We start from the raw sequence: 16,159 nt of genomic DNA on the forward strand, positions 1-16,159 counted from the left end.
GTCAGTCCTCGCCTCGCACCATCGTGAAGAATTCGACCTTGGTCTGCGCGGCCACGCGCGCCTGGCGCTCGACGCGTTCGGCGCGTTCGCGCGCCAGCGGCCCGATCAGCTGGGCTTGCACCGTGTCGTGCCAGTCGGGCAGTTGCAGCAGGGCGTCGGCCACGGCGGCCTGTTCGGCGTGGCGCAGCGATCGGCCCTGCACGTAGGCAATGCCGACCACGCCGTTGTCCAGGCTGACGGCGCAACGCGTGACCGTCATTTCGCCCAGGTTGAAACGCCCGCCGGTGCCGCCGCTGCGGGCGCGCACCATGGCCATGCCGGTCTGCGCCGGGCGCAGCATCTGGTGCGACGGCAGCCCGCCCAGCGCACCGAAGGCCCCGTCCAGCATGGCCGGATCGGCCAACGCCAGCACCCGCATCCAGGCAGCCCGCTGCGCGTTGGTCTCGCCTTGCGCTGTGTGTCGATGATCCATTATTTCCTCTAAACGTCTAGACGACCGGATGGAGTATGATCGCGTTCAGAACGAAGTTCAACAGCCTGGCGTGAATTTTTGATGACAGTTGCGGCGGGGACGCATCGCCTATCCCGCGCCCGCCGCTTGGTGCACAATCACAGCCATTCTTGATGAAGCTGATATGACAGCGCGAGCACATCCCATGGTTGAAAGAGGTTCCGGCATTGCCGTGTGGCGGCAGATTGGCGAGTCACTGGCGGACGACATCCGCAACAAGCTCTATACGGCGGGCGAACAACTGCCGTCCGAGCCCGAACTGGCCGCCAAGTTTTCCGTCAACCGCCACACCATCCGGCGCGCCATGGGCGAACTGGAACAAAGCGGCCTGGTGCGCATCGAACAGGGCCGCGGCACCTTCGTGCAGGAACACGCCATCGACTACGCGATCGGCAAGCGCACCCGCTTTTCGGAAAACCTGCGCAGCCAGGGCGTGCTGGGCCACCTGGAAACCCTGGGCAGCCAGACCCTGCGCGCGGCCGACGTGGCCAAGCACCTGGGCCTGGCGCGCACCGCGCCGCTGTTGCGCGTGCAATTGGTGGGCAAGGCCGAAAACCGCCCCATCAGCGCGTCCGAACACTACTTCGACGAAAAGCGCTTTCCCGATTTCGCCGACCGCCTGACCACCTTGAAATCGGTGTCCAAAGTCTATGCCCACTACGGCATCGGCGACTACACCCGCAAGTGGTCGCGCATTACCGCCGCCCTGCCCTCGCCGGAAGTGGCGCGGTTGCTGGGGCAACCCAAGACGCGCCCGATCCTGCAGGTCGAAGCCCTGAACATCGACCAGGCGGGCGCGCCGTTGCAATACAGCATCACCCGCTTCGTCGGCGACCTGGTGCAATTGATGGTGACCGACGAAACCTGAACTCCCCGCGGCCCTGGTCGCGGCAGTGCCGCCCAACTCATCTAGACATCTGGTTGTAATGCAACAACGCTAACGTCCCAGTCATGAACCCCACACACGCCCCCTCGCCCCTGGCCGGTGTCACAGGCCAACGTATCCTGACCCCTCGCGGCATCGAGCACGCCAGCCTGCGCTTTCACGCAGGACTGATCGACGACGGCGGCGGCTCGGCCGCGCGCGGCGCGTCCTGGTTCGACGCCGGCAACCTGCTGGTGCTGCCCGGCATCGTCGACCTGCACGGCGATGCCTTCGAACGCGCCATCATGCCCCGGCCCGGCGTCACCTTCCCCTACGACGGCGCCTTGTTCGACGTCGACCGCCAACTGCTGGCCAACGGCATCACCACCGAATTCCACGGCGTGACGCTGTCGTGGGAAGGCGGCCTGCGCGGCGAAGTCTACGCCGAACGCATGTTCGACGCGCTGGAACGCCTGCGCCACGTCATGGGCGCGCGCCACTACGTGCACCTGCGCTTCGAGACCCACCACGTGGGCGGCGTCGAGACCGCCCAGCAATGGATCCGCGACGGCCGCGTGCGCTTCGTGGCGCTGAACGACCATCTGCCCAGCATGGCGCGCCGCCTGGGCGACGATCGCAAGCTGCTGCAGTACGCCGATCGCGCCGAGTGCGACCTGGACACCTTCCAGGCACGCATCCGCCAGGCGATGGGCGCGGCCGACTCCGTGGCCGACGCCATGCGCGAGCTGACCGCCTGCGCGCAAGCGGCCGGCCTGAAGGTCGCCTCGCACGACGACCCGGACGCCGCCACGCGGCGCTACTACCACCAGCTGGGCTGCGGCGTGGCCGAATTCCCGCTGACGCGCGAAGCCGCCGGCGTGGCGCGCGACCTGGGCAATTCCGTGGTGTTCGGCGCGCCCAACGTGGTACGCGGCGGCAGCCATACCAACGCCCCCAGCGCCACCGAGATGATCCGCGCGGGCCTGTGCGACATTCTCACGTCCGACTACTACTACCCGGCGCCGCTGGCCGCCGTCATGCGGCTGGCGCACGACGGCGTGCTGCCGCTGGAGCAGGCCTGGAACCTGGTGTCGCTGAACCCGGCGCGCGCCGCCGGCCTGCAGGACCGCGGCATGCTGGCCCCCGGCCTGATCGCCGACGCCATCGTGGTGGACGACCAGGTGCCCGGCCTGCCGCGCGTCTGCGCCGCGATCGTGGGCGGACAATTGCGCTATGCCACCCGCGCCTTCGGCGACGACCACAGCCAGCGCATGGCGGCCTGATCATGCCGCTGGCTCACCGTTACGCCCTGTACCTGGCCCCCACCGGCCCCTGGCGCGACCTGGGCAGCCGCTGGCTGGGCCGCTGCGCGGACACCGGCGCGGCCCTGCCGCCGTTGCCCGATCAGCCCGAAGCCGCCTCCGACTGGACGCGCGCGCCGCGTCACTACGGCCTGCACGCCACGCTCAAGCCGCCCTTCCGCCTGCGCACCGGCACCGCGCCGCAAGACGTCGACGCCGCCGCGCGCCGGCTGGCCGAAGGCGACAGCGCGTTCGCCCTCCAGCTGGAATGCGAACCGCTGCGCGGCTTCCTGGCCTGGCGCGTCGCCGCGCACGACAGCGACGGCCACGCCCGCATCCACGCGCTGGCCGCGGCCGCCGTGCGCGGGCTGGACGAACTGCGCGCTCCGCCCACACCGGACGAACTGGCCCGCCGCCAGCCGCACACCCTGCCACCCGAACAGCAGGCCATGCTGGCGCGCTGGGGCTACCCGTATGTGTTCGACACCTTCACCTTCCACATCACGCTGACCGGCAAGCTGGAAGGCGCCGCACTGGCCCAGGCGCAGGCCGCGATCGCCGCCTTCGCCGACCCGTTGCGGGGCCAGGCCATGCCGGTGCCTGGCGTCAGCGTCTACGTACAGCCGGAAGCGGGCGCGGATTTCATCGCCGCGCGCCACTACGGTTTCGACGGTACGCACACCGATGCCGCCGGCGCCGCCTGGCTGCAAGGGCCGGCCGCGGCATGAACCCGCCCGCCCCCGCCAGCGGCGCGCGCCTGGTCTACCTGATGGGTGCGTCGGGCAGCGGCAAGGACACCTTGCTGCGACTGATGCGCGCCCGCCTGCGCGGCGACGAACCCGTGCTGGTGGCGCACCGCTACATCACCCGCGACAGCGGCGCCACCGAGGACGCGCTGCGCCTGACCGTCGAGGAATTCGCGCGCCGCGCCGCGCTGGGCTGCTTCGCCCTGCGCTGGGCCAGCCATGGCCTCTTCTACGGCATCGGCATCGAGGTCGATACCTGGCTGGACTGCGGCGCGGCGGTCATCATCAACGGCTCGCGCGCGCATCTGGCCGACGCGTACCAGCGCTATCCGGCCCTGACGGCGGTCGAGATCACGGTCGACCCCGCCCAGCTCGCGCAGCGATTGGCCGAACGCGGCCGTGAAACGCCTGAACAGATTGCGTCGCGCTTGGCGCGCGCGGCGCAGGACTTCGGCGTGCCCGAGGGCTGCCGCCTGCTGCGGGTGGGCAACAACGGCGCCCCCGAAGCCGCGGCGGCAGAACTACTGGATATCGCCCGCGACAGGCTGGCCGTCTGACGCGAGCGCGCACAGTTCCAGCAATATTTCCGAGAACCGGTCTTCCGCCGCCAGCGCCTGTTCACGCCGCCGCCGGATCAGGTTGATCGGCGGCAACTCCCAGCCGAAATCCCAGGGCACCATGCCCAGCTTGCCGCGCTGGCAGATCTCGCGCGCAATGTCTTCCGGCACCACCGACATCAGCGCATCGTTGGCGCTCAGCATGCCTTCGATGACGTCGGTGGAATAGGCCTCCAGCACCGGCGACGGCGAACGCAGGCCGGCGCGGATGAAATGCTCGACGATCAGCTGGCGCGTCGGCGTGTTGGCGGCCGGCAGCACCCAATCCATCTCGGCCAGCCCCGCCCAGTCCGGCTTGCGGCGGGCCAGGCGCTGCGCCAGCCGGCTGTGCGCGATCAGGCGCGGCCGCTGGCGGTACAGCACCCGGTGGCTCAGGTCGTCCAACGCCACGGTCGAGGTGGCGCGGCTGATGATGCAGTCCAGCTCGTGCCGCCGCAGCATCGGCACCAGGTGGTCGGTGGTGGCGCGGTGCAACGTCAGCGTCACGCCATGGCGCTGGTGCAGCCGGCTGATCGCCGCGGTCAGCAGCGCGCTCGACACATACGGCACCACCCCCACGTGCAGGTGCGCGGCGCGGCCATCGTGCAGCGCGGCGACTTCGCGCGCCCACACGTCCAGATCGTTCTGCAGGTGGCGGGCGCGCACCAGCGCCAGCTCGCCCAGGGGCGTGGCCTGCAGGCCGCGGCCCGTGCGCAGGAACAGCGGCGCGCCGAAAATATCTTCCAGTTCGGCCAGCGCCTTGGTCGCCGCCGGCTGGCTGATACCCGTAGCCGCCGCCACGCGGGTCAGCGTGCCATGCCGGGCAATGTTGGCCAGCAGCACCAGGTGGCGCTGCTTGAGGCGGCTGGCAAGACGGGAGGGGTCCCAGGTCACGACGCGCATTCCTATAACCTTATGGTTATTCAATTATGCCAATAAAGGGTTTTGCAGTTATTTCACGACCCTATACTGGGGCCGTTCACCGCCGCCCAGCCCCTGCCGCCTCGACCGCCCATGTCCACCCCCACGTTCACCACCCGACCTGAAATCCGCGGCACCTTCGGTGTTGTCTCGTCCACGCATTGGCTGGCCTCGCAGGTGGCCATGAGCGTGCTGGAACGTGGCGGCAACGCGTTCGACGCCGCGATCGCGGGCGGCTTCACGCTGCAGATCGTGGAACCCCACCTGAACGGCCCGGGCGGTGAAGTGCCTATCCTGTTCTGGAGCGAAGCCGAAGGCCGCATGCGGGCGCTGTGCGGCCAGGGCCCCGCGCCGGCATTGGCCACGCCCGGCTACTTTCGCGGCCTGGGCGTGGACCTGGTACCCGGCATCGGGTTGCTGCCCGCCACGGTGCCCGGTGCGTTCGGCGCCTGGCTGACCCTGCTGCGCGACTATGGCACCTGGGAACTGGCCGACGTGCTGCGACCGGCCATCGACTACGCCCGCAACGGCTTTCCGCTGGTGCCGCGCATCACGCAGGCCATCCTGGCGGTGCAGGCCCTGTTCCGCGACGAATGGACCAGCTCGGCCGCCGTGTGGTTGCCCGGCGGCCGCGTGCCCGCGCCCGATGCGCTGATGCGCACGCCGGCCATCGCCGCCACCTACACCCGCATCCTGGACGAGGCGCATGCCGCCTCGACCGACCGCCGCGGCCGCATCGATGCCGCGCTGGACGTCTGGTACCGCGGCTTCGTGGCCGACGAGATCGACCACTACTACACCCACGAGGCAGTGCGCGACACTACCGGCCAGCGCAACCGCGGCCTGCTGCGCAAGGCCGACCTGGCCGACTGGCGCGCCCGCTACGACGAGCCGGCCACGGTCCGATATGGCCGCTACACCGTGGCCAAGTGCGGGATCTGGTCGCAAGGCCCGGCGCATTTGCAGCAACTGGCGCTGCTGCGCCACCTGGACCTGGGCACCGACCCCTGTTCGCCGCAGTTCGTGCACGGCGTGGCCGAGGCCGCCAAGCTGGCCTTCGCCGACCGCGCCGCCTGGTATGGCGACCCCGACTTCGTCGACGTGCCGCTGGCCGACCTGCTCAGCGACGAATACGCCCGAACACGCGCCGCCACGATCGGCGCGCGTGCCTCGGACACGCTGCGCCCCGGCAGCCCTGGCGGCCGCGCGCCGCACCTGCCCGATCTGGGCGCGGCCGTGCGCACGCTGGCCGCGTCCGATACGCGCTTCGGCGTCGGCGAGCCGACGTTTGCCGCGCTGCCGCCCGTGGCCGAATGGGCCGAGCGCGAGATCTTCGTGGGCGACACCTGCCAGATCGACGTCATCGACCGCGACGGCAACATGGTGGCCGCGACGCCTTCGGGCGGCTGGCTGTCGTCCAGCCCGGTCGTGCCGGGACTGGGCTTTCCTCTGACCACGCGGTTGCAGATGACCTGGCTGGATGAAGGCGTGCCCGGCCAGTTGCAACCCGGCAAGCGGCCCAACACGACACTGTCGCCCGGCCTGGTGCTGCGCGACGGCCTGCCCTACATGGCGTTCGGCACGCCGGGCGGCGACCAGCAGGACCAATGGACCGTGGCGTTCTTCCTGCGCCACGCCCTGGGCATGAATCTGCAGGAAGCCATCGAGGCGCCGTCCTGGCACATCGACCACTTTCCGGGCTCGTTCTGGCCGCGCGCGCTGACGCTGAACCGATTGACCGTCGAAGCGCGTCTGCCGGAGCACACCGTGCAGGCCTTGCGCGACGCGGGCCACGAGGTGCGCGTGGGGCCGGACTGGTCCGAAGGCCGCATCAGCGCCTGCACCCGCGAGCCCGCGGCCGGTGGCGGCCTGCTGCTGCGCGCCGGCGCCAATCCGCGCGGCATGCAGGGCTACGCCGTCGGCCGTTAGATCCTGCCCGCACTGAACACATTTCCATCCAGCCGGCGACCAGACCGGCCACATTGCAAGGGGTAAACACCATGAAGCTCATCCAACGACTGCTGCGCGCCTGCACCCTGGGCGTGGCGCTTGCCGGCCCCGCGCTGGCGCATGCCGCCTGGCCCGAAAAGCCCATCACCCTGATCGTGCCGTGGGCCGCGGGCGGGTCCACCGACATCCTGGCGCGCGTGCTGTCCGAAGGGCTGACGCAATCGCTCGGCCAACCGGTCATTGTCGAGAACCGCTCGGGCGCGTCGGGCAACATCGGCACCACCTTCGTGGCCCGCGCCAAACCCGACGGCTATACGCTGCTGGTGGGCTCGATGAGCACGCACACGATGAACCAGGCGCTGTACTCCAGCATGCCGTTCGACGGGGTCAAGGACTTCACGCCCATCGCCGAACTGGCGCTGGTGACCAACACCATGGTGGTGCATCCGTCGGTGCCGGCGTCCAACCTGAAGGAATTCATCGCCTACGCCAAGGCCAACCCCGGCACCGTCGCCTACGCGTCTGCCGGCCAGGGATCCACCAACCATCTCAGCGCCGCGCTGTTCGAAAAGGCCGCCGGCGTGAAGATGATGCACATCCCCTACCGCGGCGGCGCGCCCGCCGTGCTGGACACGGTGGCCGGGCGCACGCAGGTGCTGTTCAGCGCCGGCACGCAGACCTTGCCGCACGTGCAGACCGGCAAGCTCAAGCTGCTGGCCGTCACCGAAGAACAGCGCTCGCCGCTGCTGCCCGACGTCCCCACGGTAGCCGAAACCTTGCCCGGCTATGAGCTGTCGGTGTGGTACGGCGCCTTCGGCCCGGCCGGCATGCCGCCGGAGCTGACCGCCCGCCTCAACCAGGAAATCAACCGCATCCTGAAGCGTCCCGAGGTCATCAAGAAAATGGCCGACATGGGCGTGCTGCTGATGGACACCACGCCGGAACAGTTTTCCAAGGTGCTGGCGCGCGATGCCGACAAGTACGGCAAGCTCATCAAGGAACTGGGGATCACGGCAGAATGACCGCTCCTCTGGACGCCGTGGATACGGCCCTGGAACGCCTGGCGCAGGCCTACGCCGAGGCCTCGGCGCCGGCCGCCTTCGCCGCGGTCGATGCCCATGCCCACGCCACGCTGGGCCACACGCTGTGCACCATCAACCGCCACGATGCCGAGCGCATGCGCGTGGTGCGCCTGTACAGTTCCAATCCGCAGGTTTACCCGCCGGGCGGCAGCAAGGACAAGCGCGGCACCGCCTGGGGCCGCCACGTGCTGCTTGAACGCAAGCTGTTCATCGGGGAAGGCACCGATGCCATCCGCGAATTCTTCAACGACCATGACGCCATCCGCGAACTGGGTCTGCGGTCGGTCATCAACGTACCGGTGGTGTATGGCCAGGCCTGCCTGGGCACCGTGAACTTCCTGATGCCGCGCGAGGCCCTGTCGGCCGATGACATCGCTGCGGCCCGGCTGGCGGGGCTGCTGGCGTTGCCCGCCTTTCTCATGCTGGGGCCGCAGGGCTGACGGAGCAGATGCCGGGGCCATGGCCCCGGCCCCGCCTTGCCCGCCGCCTGGGCGTGCCGGCCGCTAGATCAACGCCCGGCGGATGCGCGAGGACGCCATGTCGATCACCACCACGAACGCGACGATGATGATCATCACCGCGCAGGTCTCGGCGTAGCGGAAGCTGCGGATGATTTCCCAGAGCACGGTGCCGATGCCGCCCGCGCCCACGATGCCGACCACCGAGGCAGAGCGCACGTTCGACTCGAAGCGGTACAGCGAATACGAGATCCACAGCGGCAGTACCTGCGGGATCACGCCGTAGACGATTTCTTCGAGCGCGTTGGCACCGGTGGCGCGCACGCCTTCGACCGGTCGCGGGTCGATGGCCTCGACCGCTTCCGAAAACAGCTTGGCCAGCACGCCGGTGGTGTGCACCCACAGCGCCAGTACCCCGGCGAACGGGCCCAGGCCCACCGCCACGATGAACAGCATGGCGAACACCATTTCATTGATGGCGCGGCAGGCATCCATCAGGCGCCGCATCGGCTGGTAGACCCAGGCCGGCACCATGTTCGACGAGCACAGCAGGCCCAGCGGCACCGCCAGCACGATCGCCAGGAACGTGCCCCACACGGCGATCTGCACCGTCACGACCATCTCGTCCAGGTACATGCGCCAATCGCGGAAATTGGGCGGGAAGAAGTCGGCGGCAAACTGCGCCATGTTGCCGGAGTCCCGCAGCAGATCCAGCGGCCGCATGTCGGCGCCGCGCCAGGACATCACCAGCAGCGCCAGCACGACGGCCCAGACGAGCAGGACCGGCAGCGACGAGCGCGGCGCGGCGGAAGAACGGGAAGAGGGCACGGCCAGGGTCATATCTTTTCCAGGTAAAGAGGGCGATGAACGCGCGCCGACGCCCGGGGGTCAGGCGCCCGCGCGCGCGGCATCGTTACTGCTTGGCCGTGGCCGGTTGGCCCAGGCTGGCCAGCTTGCGGTCCAGTTCGGCCAGCTGCTTCTGCTTTTCGGCCTGGCTGATGGTGGCGTCGCCTTCGACCTTGGCCTTTTCGCGGGCCAGTTCGATCTGGCGGATCGGCACCAGTTGCTGGTTGTCCGACGCGCGGAAGCCCTGGTAGGTCAGCGCCTTCAGGTTGGCCAGTTCACGCTCGGCATCCTTGCCCTTGCCGTAGTTCACGAAGAAGTCGCGGATCCTGGTCTTCATGTCGGCCGGCAGGTCGGTGCGCATGACCAGGGGATCGGCCGGGATCAACGGCGACTTCCACAGGATGCGCACGCTGTCGTTGGCGTCCTTGCCGGTGCTCAGGCGATAGCGCTCCAGCGCCTCGGTGTTGTTCACGGCCACGTCCACCTGCTTGTTGATGACCGACAGCAGGTTGGCTTCGTGGTTGCTCGACCGCACCGTCTTGAAGAAGGTCTTGGGTTCGATCTTGTTGGCGGCCCACAGGTAGTAGCCAGGCACGGCGGTGCCGGACGTGGAATTGGGATCGCCCGCGCCGTAGCTGAGCTGGCCGCGGCGCTTGAGCACGTCGTCCAGCGTCTTCAGGTCACTGTCCTTGTTGACGATCAGCAGCGACCAGTAGCCCGGGTTGCCGTCCTTGTCGATCACCGAGGCGAACACTTCGCCGTTGGCGCGGTCCACCGCCTCGATGGCGGCCTTGTTGCCGTACCAGGCGACCTGCACCTTGTTGAAACGCATGCCTTCGATGATGCCCGCGTAGTCGGACGCGAAGAAAGGCTTGACCGGCACGCCGACGGCGCGGCTCAGGTCGTCGATGACCGGTTGCCAGACCGACTTCAGGTTGGTCGACGATTCGGTCGAGATGATGCCGAAGTTCAGCGGCTTGGCGTCCTGGGCGTGGGCCTGCGTGGACAGGGCGGCGGCGGCGATCAGGGCGCAAAAGGTTCTGCGTAGCATGGGAAAAGCTCCGGGTGGGAAGGCGGTGGGTCAGGCGGCGCAGGCCTGTCGGGAAAGCGGCGCCAGGCCGGGCAGCGGCATGACCGGCGGCGTGTATTCGGGCAGCAGCTCGCTCAGTTCCGAGCCGTACAGCTCGCGCAGCATGGCGGGCGTCAGGTCGGCCGACGGACCGTCGTAGACCACCTTGCCGTGGCGCAGCGCCACCACTCGCGGGCAGTAGCGCAGAGCCACGTCGACCTGGTGCAGCGACACCACCACGGCCATCTTGCGGGTGCGGTTGATCTGCGCCAGCGTGTCCATCACGCGGCGCGACGATTCCGGGTCGAGCGAGGCGATCGGTTCGTCGGCCAGGATCACGCGGGCGTTCTGCACCAGCGTGCGGGCGATGGCCGCACGCTGCTGCTGGCCGCCGGACAGCGTCGAGGCGCGCTGAAATGCATAGTCGTCTATACCAACCTGGGCAAGCGCATCGAGGCCTTGGCGGACTTCGGCGCGCAGGAACACGCGAATCAGGCTGCGCCACATCGGCACACGCGGCAGCAGGCCGGTCAGCACGTTGGTGATCACCGGCAGGCGGCCCACCAGGTTGAATTGCTGGAACACGAAGCCGATGCCGGCGCGGGCGGCGCGCACGTTGCGCGACAGGCGGCCATTGCGCTGGATCAGCTGGCCATTGACGGTCACGCTGCCCTGCCCGGCGTCGCCCGCCACGAAGCCGGCCAGATGGCGCAGCAGGGTGGACTTGCCCGAGCCCGAGGCGCCCAGCAGCGCCACCATTTCACCGTCGGCCACGCGCAGGCTGACGTTGTCCAGCGCCAGCGCGCCGGGATGGAAGGATTTGCTCAGGCCTTGCACTTCGATGGCGGTTGTCATCGTCGAATCCCCTTGGGTAGTTCATGGGCGCATTCTGTTTACGCGGCATGACAGCGCGATGACCTGACGATCGAATCATTTGGCGGAAAATGGGGGCATGGCAACGGACTGAAAGACATCCGTCATATAAGGTCGCGCCACGGTCGCGGGCCGCGGGTATATTCAAGGAATCCCCCCTTCGCCAGGCGCTCATCATGATCAAAGGTTCCTGCCTCTGCGGCCGCGTTGCCTACGAAATCAGCGGCCCGCTCACCGACGCCCTCAATTGCCATTGCGCCATGTGTCGCAAATCGCACGGCGCGGCGTTCCGCAGCCGGGCCACGGTCCAGGCCAAGGACTTCGCCTGGACCAAGGGGGAAAACCACGTCACGTGGTACTGCTCGTCGCCGGGCAACTACCGCGGCTTCTGCGAAGCCTGCGGCACGCCGCTGCTCAGCCGCTTCGACCAGACCCCGGACATCTACGGCCTGCCGCTGGGCGCGCTGGACGACGATCCGGGCGTCAAGCCCGGCGCGCATTGCCACGTGGCCAGCAAGGCGCCGTGGTTCGACATCACCGACACCCTGCCCCAACACCCCGGGGCCTACGAGCGCGCTGACGCGGAGCTGCCGCACGCGGTCACCTGAATATTCAACCCAGGGGTTGAACTTCTGACGAAAAGCGGGATATATTCAACCCTATGGTTGAACTTATGCCCTCCCCCACCCTGGATGCCGTCTTTCGCGCGCTGGCCGACCCCACGCGGCGCGACATGCTGCGCAGCCTGGCCGAGGGGGACCGCAGCATCGGTGAACTGGCCGCGCCTTTGCGCATGAGCTTTGCGGGCGCCTCCAAGCACGTGCAGGCGCTGGAACGGGCCGGCCTGCTGCGGCGCACCGTCAAGGGCCGCAACCATGTCTGCAGCCTGGAACCGGCTCCCATGGCCGAGGCCATGCAATGGCTGCGCTTCTATGAACGATTCTGGTCCGGCAAGCTGGACGCGCTGGCCGCCGCGCTCGCCGCCCACACGCCCCCGGCCAGTCCCCAAGGAGAGCAACATGAGTGAATACGGCGTCGTCACCGGCCCCGAGTCCCTGACCTTCACCCGCGTCCTGCCCGGCAGCGTCGAGCGCGTCTGGGCCTTCCTGACCGAATCCGACAAGCGCGGCCAATGGCTGGCCACCGGCGACATGGACCTGCGCGAAGGCGGTGGCGTCACCCTGCGCTTCGTGCACGCCGACCTGTCGTCCGTCGCCGAACCCACGCCCGACCCCTACAAGCCCTACGAAAACGGGGTCACCACGCATGGCGTCATCACCCGCTGCGAGCCGCCGCGGCTGTTGGCCTTTACCTGGGGCGGCTCGCGCGGCGAACCTTCGGAAGTGACGTTCGAACTGTCGCCGCAGGGCCATGACACCCTGCTGGTGCTGACCCACCGCAAACTCGCCACCCGCGAGGACATGGTCGACGTGGCCGGCGGCTGGCACACCCACCTGGGCGTGCTGTCCGCCCGCCTGGCCGGGCGCAGCCCGGGCCCGTTCTGGTCGGCGCTGCAACGCCGGGAAGCCGACTATCAGGCCCGCATTCCAGCGCGCTAATCACGGTTTGCCTCCCCGCACCTGCCAGGCCTGCCTGGCGCGGGGAAGTCGTTCAATAGCAACTATCACGCCCTGGCGGCAGATAAAAACTGGCTAAATATTGCGCTTTGAAGTAACATAAGTCCGTGATTTTTCCGCAAAAACCGGGCTTATTTCACTCTGCGCGCCAACCTTGCGGTGGCGGGTCGGAACGGCAACCGGTTTTCTTGGGCGAAACCTACGACTGTCCCGCAGCGCATTGCAGCAACCGCGCCGCCCGGCACTGCAGCAGACGCTCCAACCCGCTTCTTCCGGCTACGCGCTACCCGCGCCAAACCGCGACCAAGCCGCGCATCGCGCGCACACCGCCCTCGCGGCGCGAGTATCCGTCATTTCAGACATCCACCCGGGATGCCGTGGCCCCTACCCGCGCTTGCCCGAACGTTTTACGTTCAAACCGCCGGACCTGGATATCAAGGTCCAACGCGCCCGCCGCCCCTGCGGCGCGCCATGCCGACGGCATGGCGGCGCGCAATGATCAAGGAGTAGAAAATGGCTAAAGAAGAACTCATCGAATTGGATGGCATCGTTGACGAAGTGCTGCCCGATAGCCGCTACCGCGTCAAACTGGACAACGGCATCGAAGTGGGCGCCTACGCCTCGGGCCGCATCCGCAAGCACCGCATCCGCATCCTGGCGGGCGATCGCGTCACCCTGGAAATGTCGCCGTACGACCTGACCAAGGGCCGCATCAACTTCCGCCACAAGGACGAACGCGCTCCCGCGCCGCACCGTCCCCAGCAATACCGCCGCTAAAACGCCCGGCTCCGGGCCGGCCTGTGCGCCGGCCCCCCACCGCTTGCTTCAGCGCGGCTTGCCCTTAACCTTGCCCGCGCCCTGCCGTAGTAATGCAGAAGACCCCGGTTCATGAAAAAATGGCGCCCAGCCGCCAGGCCCGGCGGAACACGCACGAAGCAAGATGGATCTGACACAGGAATTGAAAGAAGCCGCCGACCAGCTCTCTCTGACGCGAAGACGATTCGCCAAGGGGGAAGAAGGCCTGCGCCTGCTTCATCAATCGCGCGAGGCGTTCATCAACAGCCTGCGCAACACCGGCCTGACCTACGCCGAAGCCAAGACCAAGTACGACAATTGCCTGGATGAGCAGGAAGTGCAGCTGCACGGCATGCTGGACCAGATGATGTATGCCGAGCGCATGCACCAGTTCGTGCTGCACCGCATCGCCCTGCAACAGCCGGCCACCGCGCCGGCCGCGCCCGAACCGCAGGCGCAAGCCGTCACCGCCTGACCGTGGCCCCGGCGCGCCCGTGCGCGCCGCGCAACGTCAGGGCTTGAAGGCGCCGATGAAGATCGCGGGGTCCACCCGCGCATCGTTCAGGCTGACATTCCAGTGCAGGTGCGGGCCGGTCGCCCGACCGGTGGCCCCGACCTTGCCCACCAGGCCGCCGCGCGGCACCTCATCGCCCACCTTCACGTCGATGGCCGACATGTGGCAGAACATGCTGACGAAGCCCTGGCCATGGTCCAGGAACACCGTCTTGCCGTTGAAGAAGTAATCCCCCACCAGCGACACCACGCCCGCGGCCGGCGCCTTGATCGGCGTACCGGCCGGCACGGCGAAATCCAGGCCGGAATGCGGATTGCGCTCTTCGCCGTTGAAAAAACGGCGCAGGCCGAACGGGCTGGACAGGCGGCCGCCGGTGACCGGGCGGTCCAGCAGCACGTTGCTGGGCGTGACGCCCGCGCGATACGCGCGGTTGGCAGCGCTTTGCTCGGCCATCTCGCGTTCGATGCGCTTCATGTCGTCCGGGTCCGGATTGACCTGGCGCGGGTTCTTCAGCGTGATGTGCTGCGCCACGTATTCCTTGGCGCGCACGGTGAAGGGCACCTGGCGCGTGGCATTGCCGTCGCGCACCGAGATTTCCTGCGCGCCCGGCTTGACCGCCAGCGGAATGCCGACCACGGCGATCCACTGCTTGCCGTCTTCGCGCAGCACCAGCACGCGGCGGTCGCGGTAGGTGACTTCGGGCGCGCGGGCGCCGTCGCCCAGCGCCAGTACGGCCACGCCGCCCGGCACCGGCGCATTGAGCTTGCGGGTGATGAAACCGGCCTGCGGGCCGGCGGCCTGCTGGGCCCGGGCCGGCAGGCCCAGGCAGACGGCGGCTGCGGCCAGCCCCAGCCGCAGCATGTCTCGGCGTTGCGGCATCACTGTTGCAGGCACAGGTTGGCCGGTTCGATCAGGCTCTGGTCGCGCCGCGTGATGCGGGTGGACAGGCGGGCTTCGGTCTTGCCCTTCCAGGTGGTGGTGGTCAGCACGGCCTCGACGCCCAGGCTGTCCTGCTGGATCAGTTCAAAACCGTTGCGCACCGCCTTGCGCTCGAAATTCACGCCAATGCCCTTCCAGGCCGAGGCGACGCAATTGGTGTAGTCCTCGGCCGAGCGCTGGGTGGACCCGTAGAACACCGGATCGCGGTCGCGCACGTCTTTGACGTTGGCGCAGGCCGACACGGCGAGCAGGACGGCGGTAAGGGACAAGGCAGTACGGACCTTCATGGGACGGCTCTCTGGCTGAGGTGTAAAAAGGGGGCGGCCAACTATACCGCAGCGCCCCCGGGGGCAGGCTGCGGGCGGCGCGCCGATTTGGGGCGGAAGGCGGCGATGACCTCGGGATGGGTCTCGGCATAGGGGCCGCCGATCAGGTCGATGCAATAGGGAATGGCGGCAAAGATGCCCGGCACCAGGGTCGACCCGTCGTCGGCCTTCAGGCCTTCCAGCGTTTCGCGAATGGCCTTGGGCTGGCCCGGCAGGTTCACGATCAGGGCGGCGTGCGAAGGCCGCTCGCGGATGACGGCCACCTGCCGCGACAGGATGGCGGTGGGCACGAAACGCAGGCTGATCTGGCGCATCTGTTCGCCAAAGCCGGGCATTTCCTTGGTGCCGACGGCCAGGGTGGCCTCGGGCGTGACGTCGCGCCGGGCCGGGCCGGTGCCGCCGGTGGTCAGCACCAGGTCGCAGCCGCAGGTATCGACCAGTTCGATCAGCGTCTCGGAAATGCGCGCAGGCTCGTCGGGGATCAGGCGGTCCACGGCCTGCCAGGGCGAGGCCAGGGCGCCGCCCAGCCATTCGCGCAGGGCGGGCAGGCCCTGGTCCTGGTAGGCGCCGGTCGAGGCGCGGTCGGAAATCGACACCAGGCCGATGATCAGTTCGTCGGGGTGGCGGCGGGCGATTCGGGTAGGGGTAGTCATGGCAGGATGCTATCGCATTCTTCGGCGGCCCAGCCGGACGCGGACGCGGCGGGCTCGGCCAGAGGTTGTCGCAAAAAGGGGAATCGGCGGGCACCCTCGGGTTTGCGCGCTTGTCTCGGTCATGGCGCCTGGATAAC

20 protein-coding genes are annotated in these 16,159 nt (G+C 68.5%); 12 read left to right on the forward strand and 8 right to left on the reverse strand.

Features of this window, described 5'->3' with window-relative positions:
- Window position 1: 1 nt before the first annotated feature.
- Window positions 2-472: a phosphonate C-P lyase system protein PhnG gene (gene phnG / locus ACUDP5_RS22940; protein WP_263911395.1), complete on the reverse strand. Its 471-nt coding sequence runs from the start codon at window positions 470-472 to the stop codon at window positions 2-4.
- Between the two features lie 184 nt (window positions 473-656).
- Here phnG and phnF point away from each other — a divergent pair, with 184 nt between their 5' ends.
- From phnF to phnN, 4 genes are all read left to right on the forward strand, one after another.
- The gene (phnF, locus tag ACUDP5_RS22945) at window positions 657-1,379 is read left to right on the forward strand and encodes a phosphonate metabolism transcriptional regulator PhnF (protein WP_263911394.1); all 723 of its coding nucleotides are present in this window, start codon (window positions 657-659) and stop codon (window positions 1,377-1,379) included.
- A gap of 83 nt (window positions 1,380-1,462) precedes the next feature.
- Window positions 1,463-2,659 carry an alpha-D-ribose 1-methylphosphonate 5-triphosphate diphosphatase gene (locus ACUDP5_RS22950; protein ID WP_445657274.1) on the forward strand — a complete coding sequence of 399 codons (1,197 nt, stop codon included), beginning with the start codon at window positions 1,463-1,465 and terminating at the stop codon, window positions 2,657-2,659.
- 2 nt (window positions 2,660-2,661) lie between these two features.
- The gene (locus ACUDP5_RS22955; RefSeq protein ID WP_445657275.1) at window positions 2,662-3,405 is read left to right on the forward strand and encodes a DUF1045 domain-containing protein; all 744 of its coding nucleotides are present in this window, start codon (window positions 2,662-2,664) and stop codon (window positions 3,403-3,405) included.
- Window positions 3,402-3,980, forward strand: a complete 579-nt coding sequence (phnN, locus tag ACUDP5_RS22960; protein WP_445657276.1) for a phosphonate metabolism protein/1,5-bisphosphokinase (PRPP-forming) PhnN — start codon at window positions 3,402-3,404, stop codon at window positions 3,978-3,980. The genes ACUDP5_RS22955 and phnN overlap by 4 nt, the downstream gene beginning before the upstream one ends.
- Here the strand turns inward: phnN and ACUDP5_RS22965 are convergent.
- Window positions 3,945-4,913, reverse strand: coding sequence for a LysR family transcriptional regulator (locus ACUDP5_RS22965; RefSeq protein WP_445657277.1), 969 nt, complete (start codon window positions 4,911-4,913; stop codon window positions 3,945-3,947). The two genes, phnN and ACUDP5_RS22965, sit on opposite strands and share 36 nt — an antisense overlap.
- 120 nt (window positions 4,914-5,033) lie before the next feature.
- On the opposite strand from ACUDP5_RS22965, the gene ACUDP5_RS22970 reads away from it, so the two are divergent.
- From ACUDP5_RS22970 to ACUDP5_RS22980, 3 genes are all read left to right on the forward strand, one after another.
- A complete protein-coding gene (locus ACUDP5_RS22970; RefSeq protein WP_445657278.1) occupies window positions 5,034-6,869 on the forward strand; it encodes a gamma-glutamyltransferase family protein in 1,836 nt (611 codons plus the stop codon).
- Window positions 6,870-6,940: 71 nt separating this feature from the next.
- Complete coding sequence (locus ACUDP5_RS22975) at window positions 6,941-7,912, forward strand: Bug family tripartite tricarboxylate transporter substrate binding protein (RefSeq protein ID WP_263911384.1); 972 nt, start codon at window positions 6,941-6,943, stop codon at window positions 7,910-7,912.
- Window positions 7,909-8,412, forward strand: a complete 504-nt coding sequence (locus ACUDP5_RS22980) for a GAF domain-containing protein (RefSeq protein WP_445657279.1) — start codon at window positions 7,909-7,911, stop codon at window positions 8,410-8,412. Before ACUDP5_RS22975 ends, ACUDP5_RS22980 begins: the two co-directional genes overlap by 4 nt.
- A 63-nt stretch (window positions 8,413-8,475) precedes the next feature.
- On the opposite strand, the gene phnE is transcribed toward ACUDP5_RS22980, so the two are convergent.
- The 3 genes from phnE to phnC form a co-directional block, all read right to left on the reverse strand.
- Complete coding sequence (gene phnE, locus ACUDP5_RS22985) at window positions 8,476-9,270, reverse strand: phosphonate ABC transporter, permease protein PhnE (RefSeq protein ID WP_445657280.1); 795 nt, start codon at window positions 9,268-9,270, stop codon at window positions 8,476-8,478.
- Window positions 9,271-9,343: 73 nt separating this feature from the next.
- On the reverse strand, window positions 9,344-10,327 hold the full coding sequence (gene phnD, locus ACUDP5_RS22990) for a phosphonate ABC transporter substrate-binding protein (protein WP_445657281.1): 984 nt from the start codon (window positions 10,325-10,327) through the stop codon (window positions 9,344-9,346).
- A 30-nt stretch (window positions 10,328-10,357) separates the two neighbouring features.
- Window positions 10,358-11,200, reverse strand: coding sequence for a phosphonate ABC transporter ATP-binding protein (gene phnC, locus ACUDP5_RS22995; RefSeq protein ID WP_445657282.1), 843 nt, complete (start codon window positions 11,198-11,200; stop codon window positions 10,358-10,360).
- 194 nt (window positions 11,201-11,394) lie between these two features.
- Between phnC and ACUDP5_RS23000 the strand changes: the two genes are divergently transcribed.
- The 5 genes from ACUDP5_RS23000 to ACUDP5_RS23020 all read left to right on the forward strand — a co-directional run bounded on the left by ACUDP5_RS23000 (window position 11,395) and on the right by ACUDP5_RS23020 (window position 14,065).
- A complete protein-coding gene (locus tag ACUDP5_RS23000; protein WP_445657283.1) occupies window positions 11,395-11,826 on the forward strand; it encodes a GFA family protein in 432 nt (143 codons plus the stop codon).
- A 53-nt stretch (window positions 11,827-11,879) separates the two neighbouring features.
- Window positions 11,880-12,245, forward strand: a complete 366-nt coding sequence (locus ACUDP5_RS23005) for an ArsR/SmtB family transcription factor (protein WP_263911377.1) — start codon at window positions 11,880-11,882, stop codon at window positions 12,243-12,245.
- Window positions 12,238-12,777 carry an SRPBCC family protein gene (locus tag ACUDP5_RS23010; protein ID WP_263911375.1) on the forward strand — a complete coding sequence of 180 codons (540 nt, stop codon included), beginning with the start codon at window positions 12,238-12,240 and terminating at the stop codon, window positions 12,775-12,777. Before ACUDP5_RS23005 ends, ACUDP5_RS23010 begins: the two co-directional genes overlap by 8 nt.
- A 531-nt stretch (window positions 12,778-13,308) precedes the next feature.
- A complete protein-coding gene (infA, locus tag ACUDP5_RS23015) occupies window positions 13,309-13,572 on the forward strand; it encodes a translation initiation factor IF-1 (RefSeq protein WP_006221179.1) in 264 nt (87 codons plus the stop codon).
- A gap of 163 nt (window positions 13,573-13,735) precedes the next feature.
- On the forward strand, window positions 13,736-14,065 hold the full coding sequence (locus ACUDP5_RS23020) for a hypothetical protein (RefSeq protein WP_263911371.1): 330 nt from the start codon (window positions 13,736-13,738) through the stop codon (window positions 14,063-14,065).
- A 36-nt stretch (window positions 14,066-14,101) separates the two neighbouring features.
- Here ACUDP5_RS23020 and ACUDP5_RS23025 read toward each other — a convergent pair whose 3' ends face one another.
- Genes ACUDP5_RS23025 through mog form a run of 3 tightly spaced genes read right to left on the reverse strand, consistent with a single transcriptional unit; the run spans window position 14,102 to window position 16,022 of the window.
- Window positions 14,102-14,965 carry a peptidoglycan DD-metalloendopeptidase family protein gene (locus tag ACUDP5_RS23025; protein ID WP_445659205.1) on the reverse strand — a complete coding sequence of 288 codons (864 nt, stop codon included), beginning with the start codon at window positions 14,963-14,965 and terminating at the stop codon, window positions 14,102-14,104.
- 17 nt (window positions 14,966-14,982) lie between these two features.
- The gene (locus ACUDP5_RS23030) at window positions 14,983-15,330 is read right to left on the reverse strand and encodes a hypothetical protein (RefSeq protein ID WP_025137363.1); all 348 of its coding nucleotides are present in this window, start codon (window positions 15,328-15,330) and stop codon (window positions 14,983-14,985) included.
- Window positions 15,331-15,371: 41 nt separating this feature from the next.
- Window positions 15,372-16,022: a molybdopterin adenylyltransferase gene (gene mog / locus ACUDP5_RS23035; protein ID WP_445657284.1), complete on the reverse strand. Its 651-nt coding sequence runs from the start codon at window positions 16,020-16,022 to the stop codon at window positions 15,372-15,374.
- Between the last annotated feature and the right edge of the window lie 137 nt (window positions 16,023-16,159).

It is taken from the genome of Achromobacter sp. NCFB-sbj8-Ac1-l, assembly GCF_052695805.1.

Bases quoted from the DNA above. Each gene is read 5' to 3' on its own strand.
- ACUDP5_RS23020 (WP_263911371.1), top strand. From the start codon at position 13,736: ATGGATCTGACACAGGAATTGAAAGAAGCCGCCGACCAGCTCTCTCTG.
- ACUDP5_RS23025 (WP_445659205.1), bottom strand. From the start codon at position 14,965: ATGCTGCGGCTGGGGCTGGCCGCAGCCGCCGTCTGCCTGGGCCTGCCG.
- phnN (WP_445657276.1), top strand. From the start codon at position 3,402: ATGAACCCGCCCGCCCCCGCCAGCGGCGCGCGCCTGGTCTACCTGATG.
- ACUDP5_RS22980 (WP_445657279.1), top strand. From the start codon at position 7,909: ATGACCGCTCCTCTGGACGCCGTGGATACGGCCCTGGAACGCCTGGCG.
- phnE (WP_445657280.1), bottom strand. From the start codon at position 9,270: ATGACCCTGGCCGTGCCCTCTTCCCGTTCTTCCGCCGCGCCGCGCTCG.
- ACUDP5_RS22955 (WP_445657275.1), top strand. From the start codon at position 2,662: ATGCCGCTGGCTCACCGTTACGCCCTGTACCTGGCCCCCACCGGCCCC.
- ACUDP5_RS22950 (WP_445657274.1), top strand. From the start codon at position 1,463: ATGAACCCCACACACGCCCCCTCGCCCCTGGCCGGTGTCACAGGCCAA.
- ACUDP5_RS23030 (WP_025137363.1), bottom strand. From the start codon at position 15,330: ATGAAGGTCCGTACTGCCTTGTCCCTTACCGCCGTCCTGCTCGCCGTG.
- ACUDP5_RS22970 (WP_445657278.1), top strand. From the start codon at position 5,034: ATGTCCACCCCCACGTTCACCACCCGACCTGAAATCCGCGGCACCTTC.
- phnG (WP_263911395.1), bottom strand. From the start codon at position 472: ATGGATCATCGACACACAGCGCAAGGCGAGACCAACGCGCAGCGGGCT.
- ACUDP5_RS23000 (WP_445657283.1), top strand. From the start codon at position 11,395: ATGATCAAAGGTTCCTGCCTCTGCGGCCGCGTTGCCTACGAAATCAGC.
- ACUDP5_RS22975 (WP_263911384.1), top strand. From the start codon at position 6,941: ATGAAGCTCATCCAACGACTGCTGCGCGCCTGCACCCTGGGCGTGGCG.
- ACUDP5_RS23010 (WP_263911375.1), top strand. From the start codon at position 12,238: ATGAGTGAATACGGCGTCGTCACCGGCCCCGAGTCCCTGACCTTCACC.
- phnF (WP_263911394.1), top strand. From the start codon at position 657: ATGGTTGAAAGAGGTTCCGGCATTGCCGTGTGGCGGCAGATTGGCGAG.
- infA (WP_006221179.1), top strand. From the start codon at position 13,309: ATGGCTAAAGAAGAACTCATCGAATTGGATGGCATCGTTGACGAAGTG.
- ACUDP5_RS23005 (WP_263911377.1), top strand. From the start codon at position 11,880: ATGGTTGAACTTATGCCCTCCCCCACCCTGGATGCCGTCTTTCGCGCG.
- phnC (WP_445657282.1), bottom strand. From the start codon at position 11,200: ATGACAACCGCCATCGAAGTGCAAGGCCTGAGCAAATCCTTCCATCCC.
- phnD (WP_445657281.1), bottom strand. From the start codon at position 10,327: ATGCTACGCAGAACCTTTTGCGCCCTGATCGCCGCCGCCGCCCTGTCC.
- mog (WP_445657284.1), bottom strand. From the start codon at position 16,022: ATGACTACCCCTACCCGAATCGCCCGCCGCCACCCCGACGAACTGATC.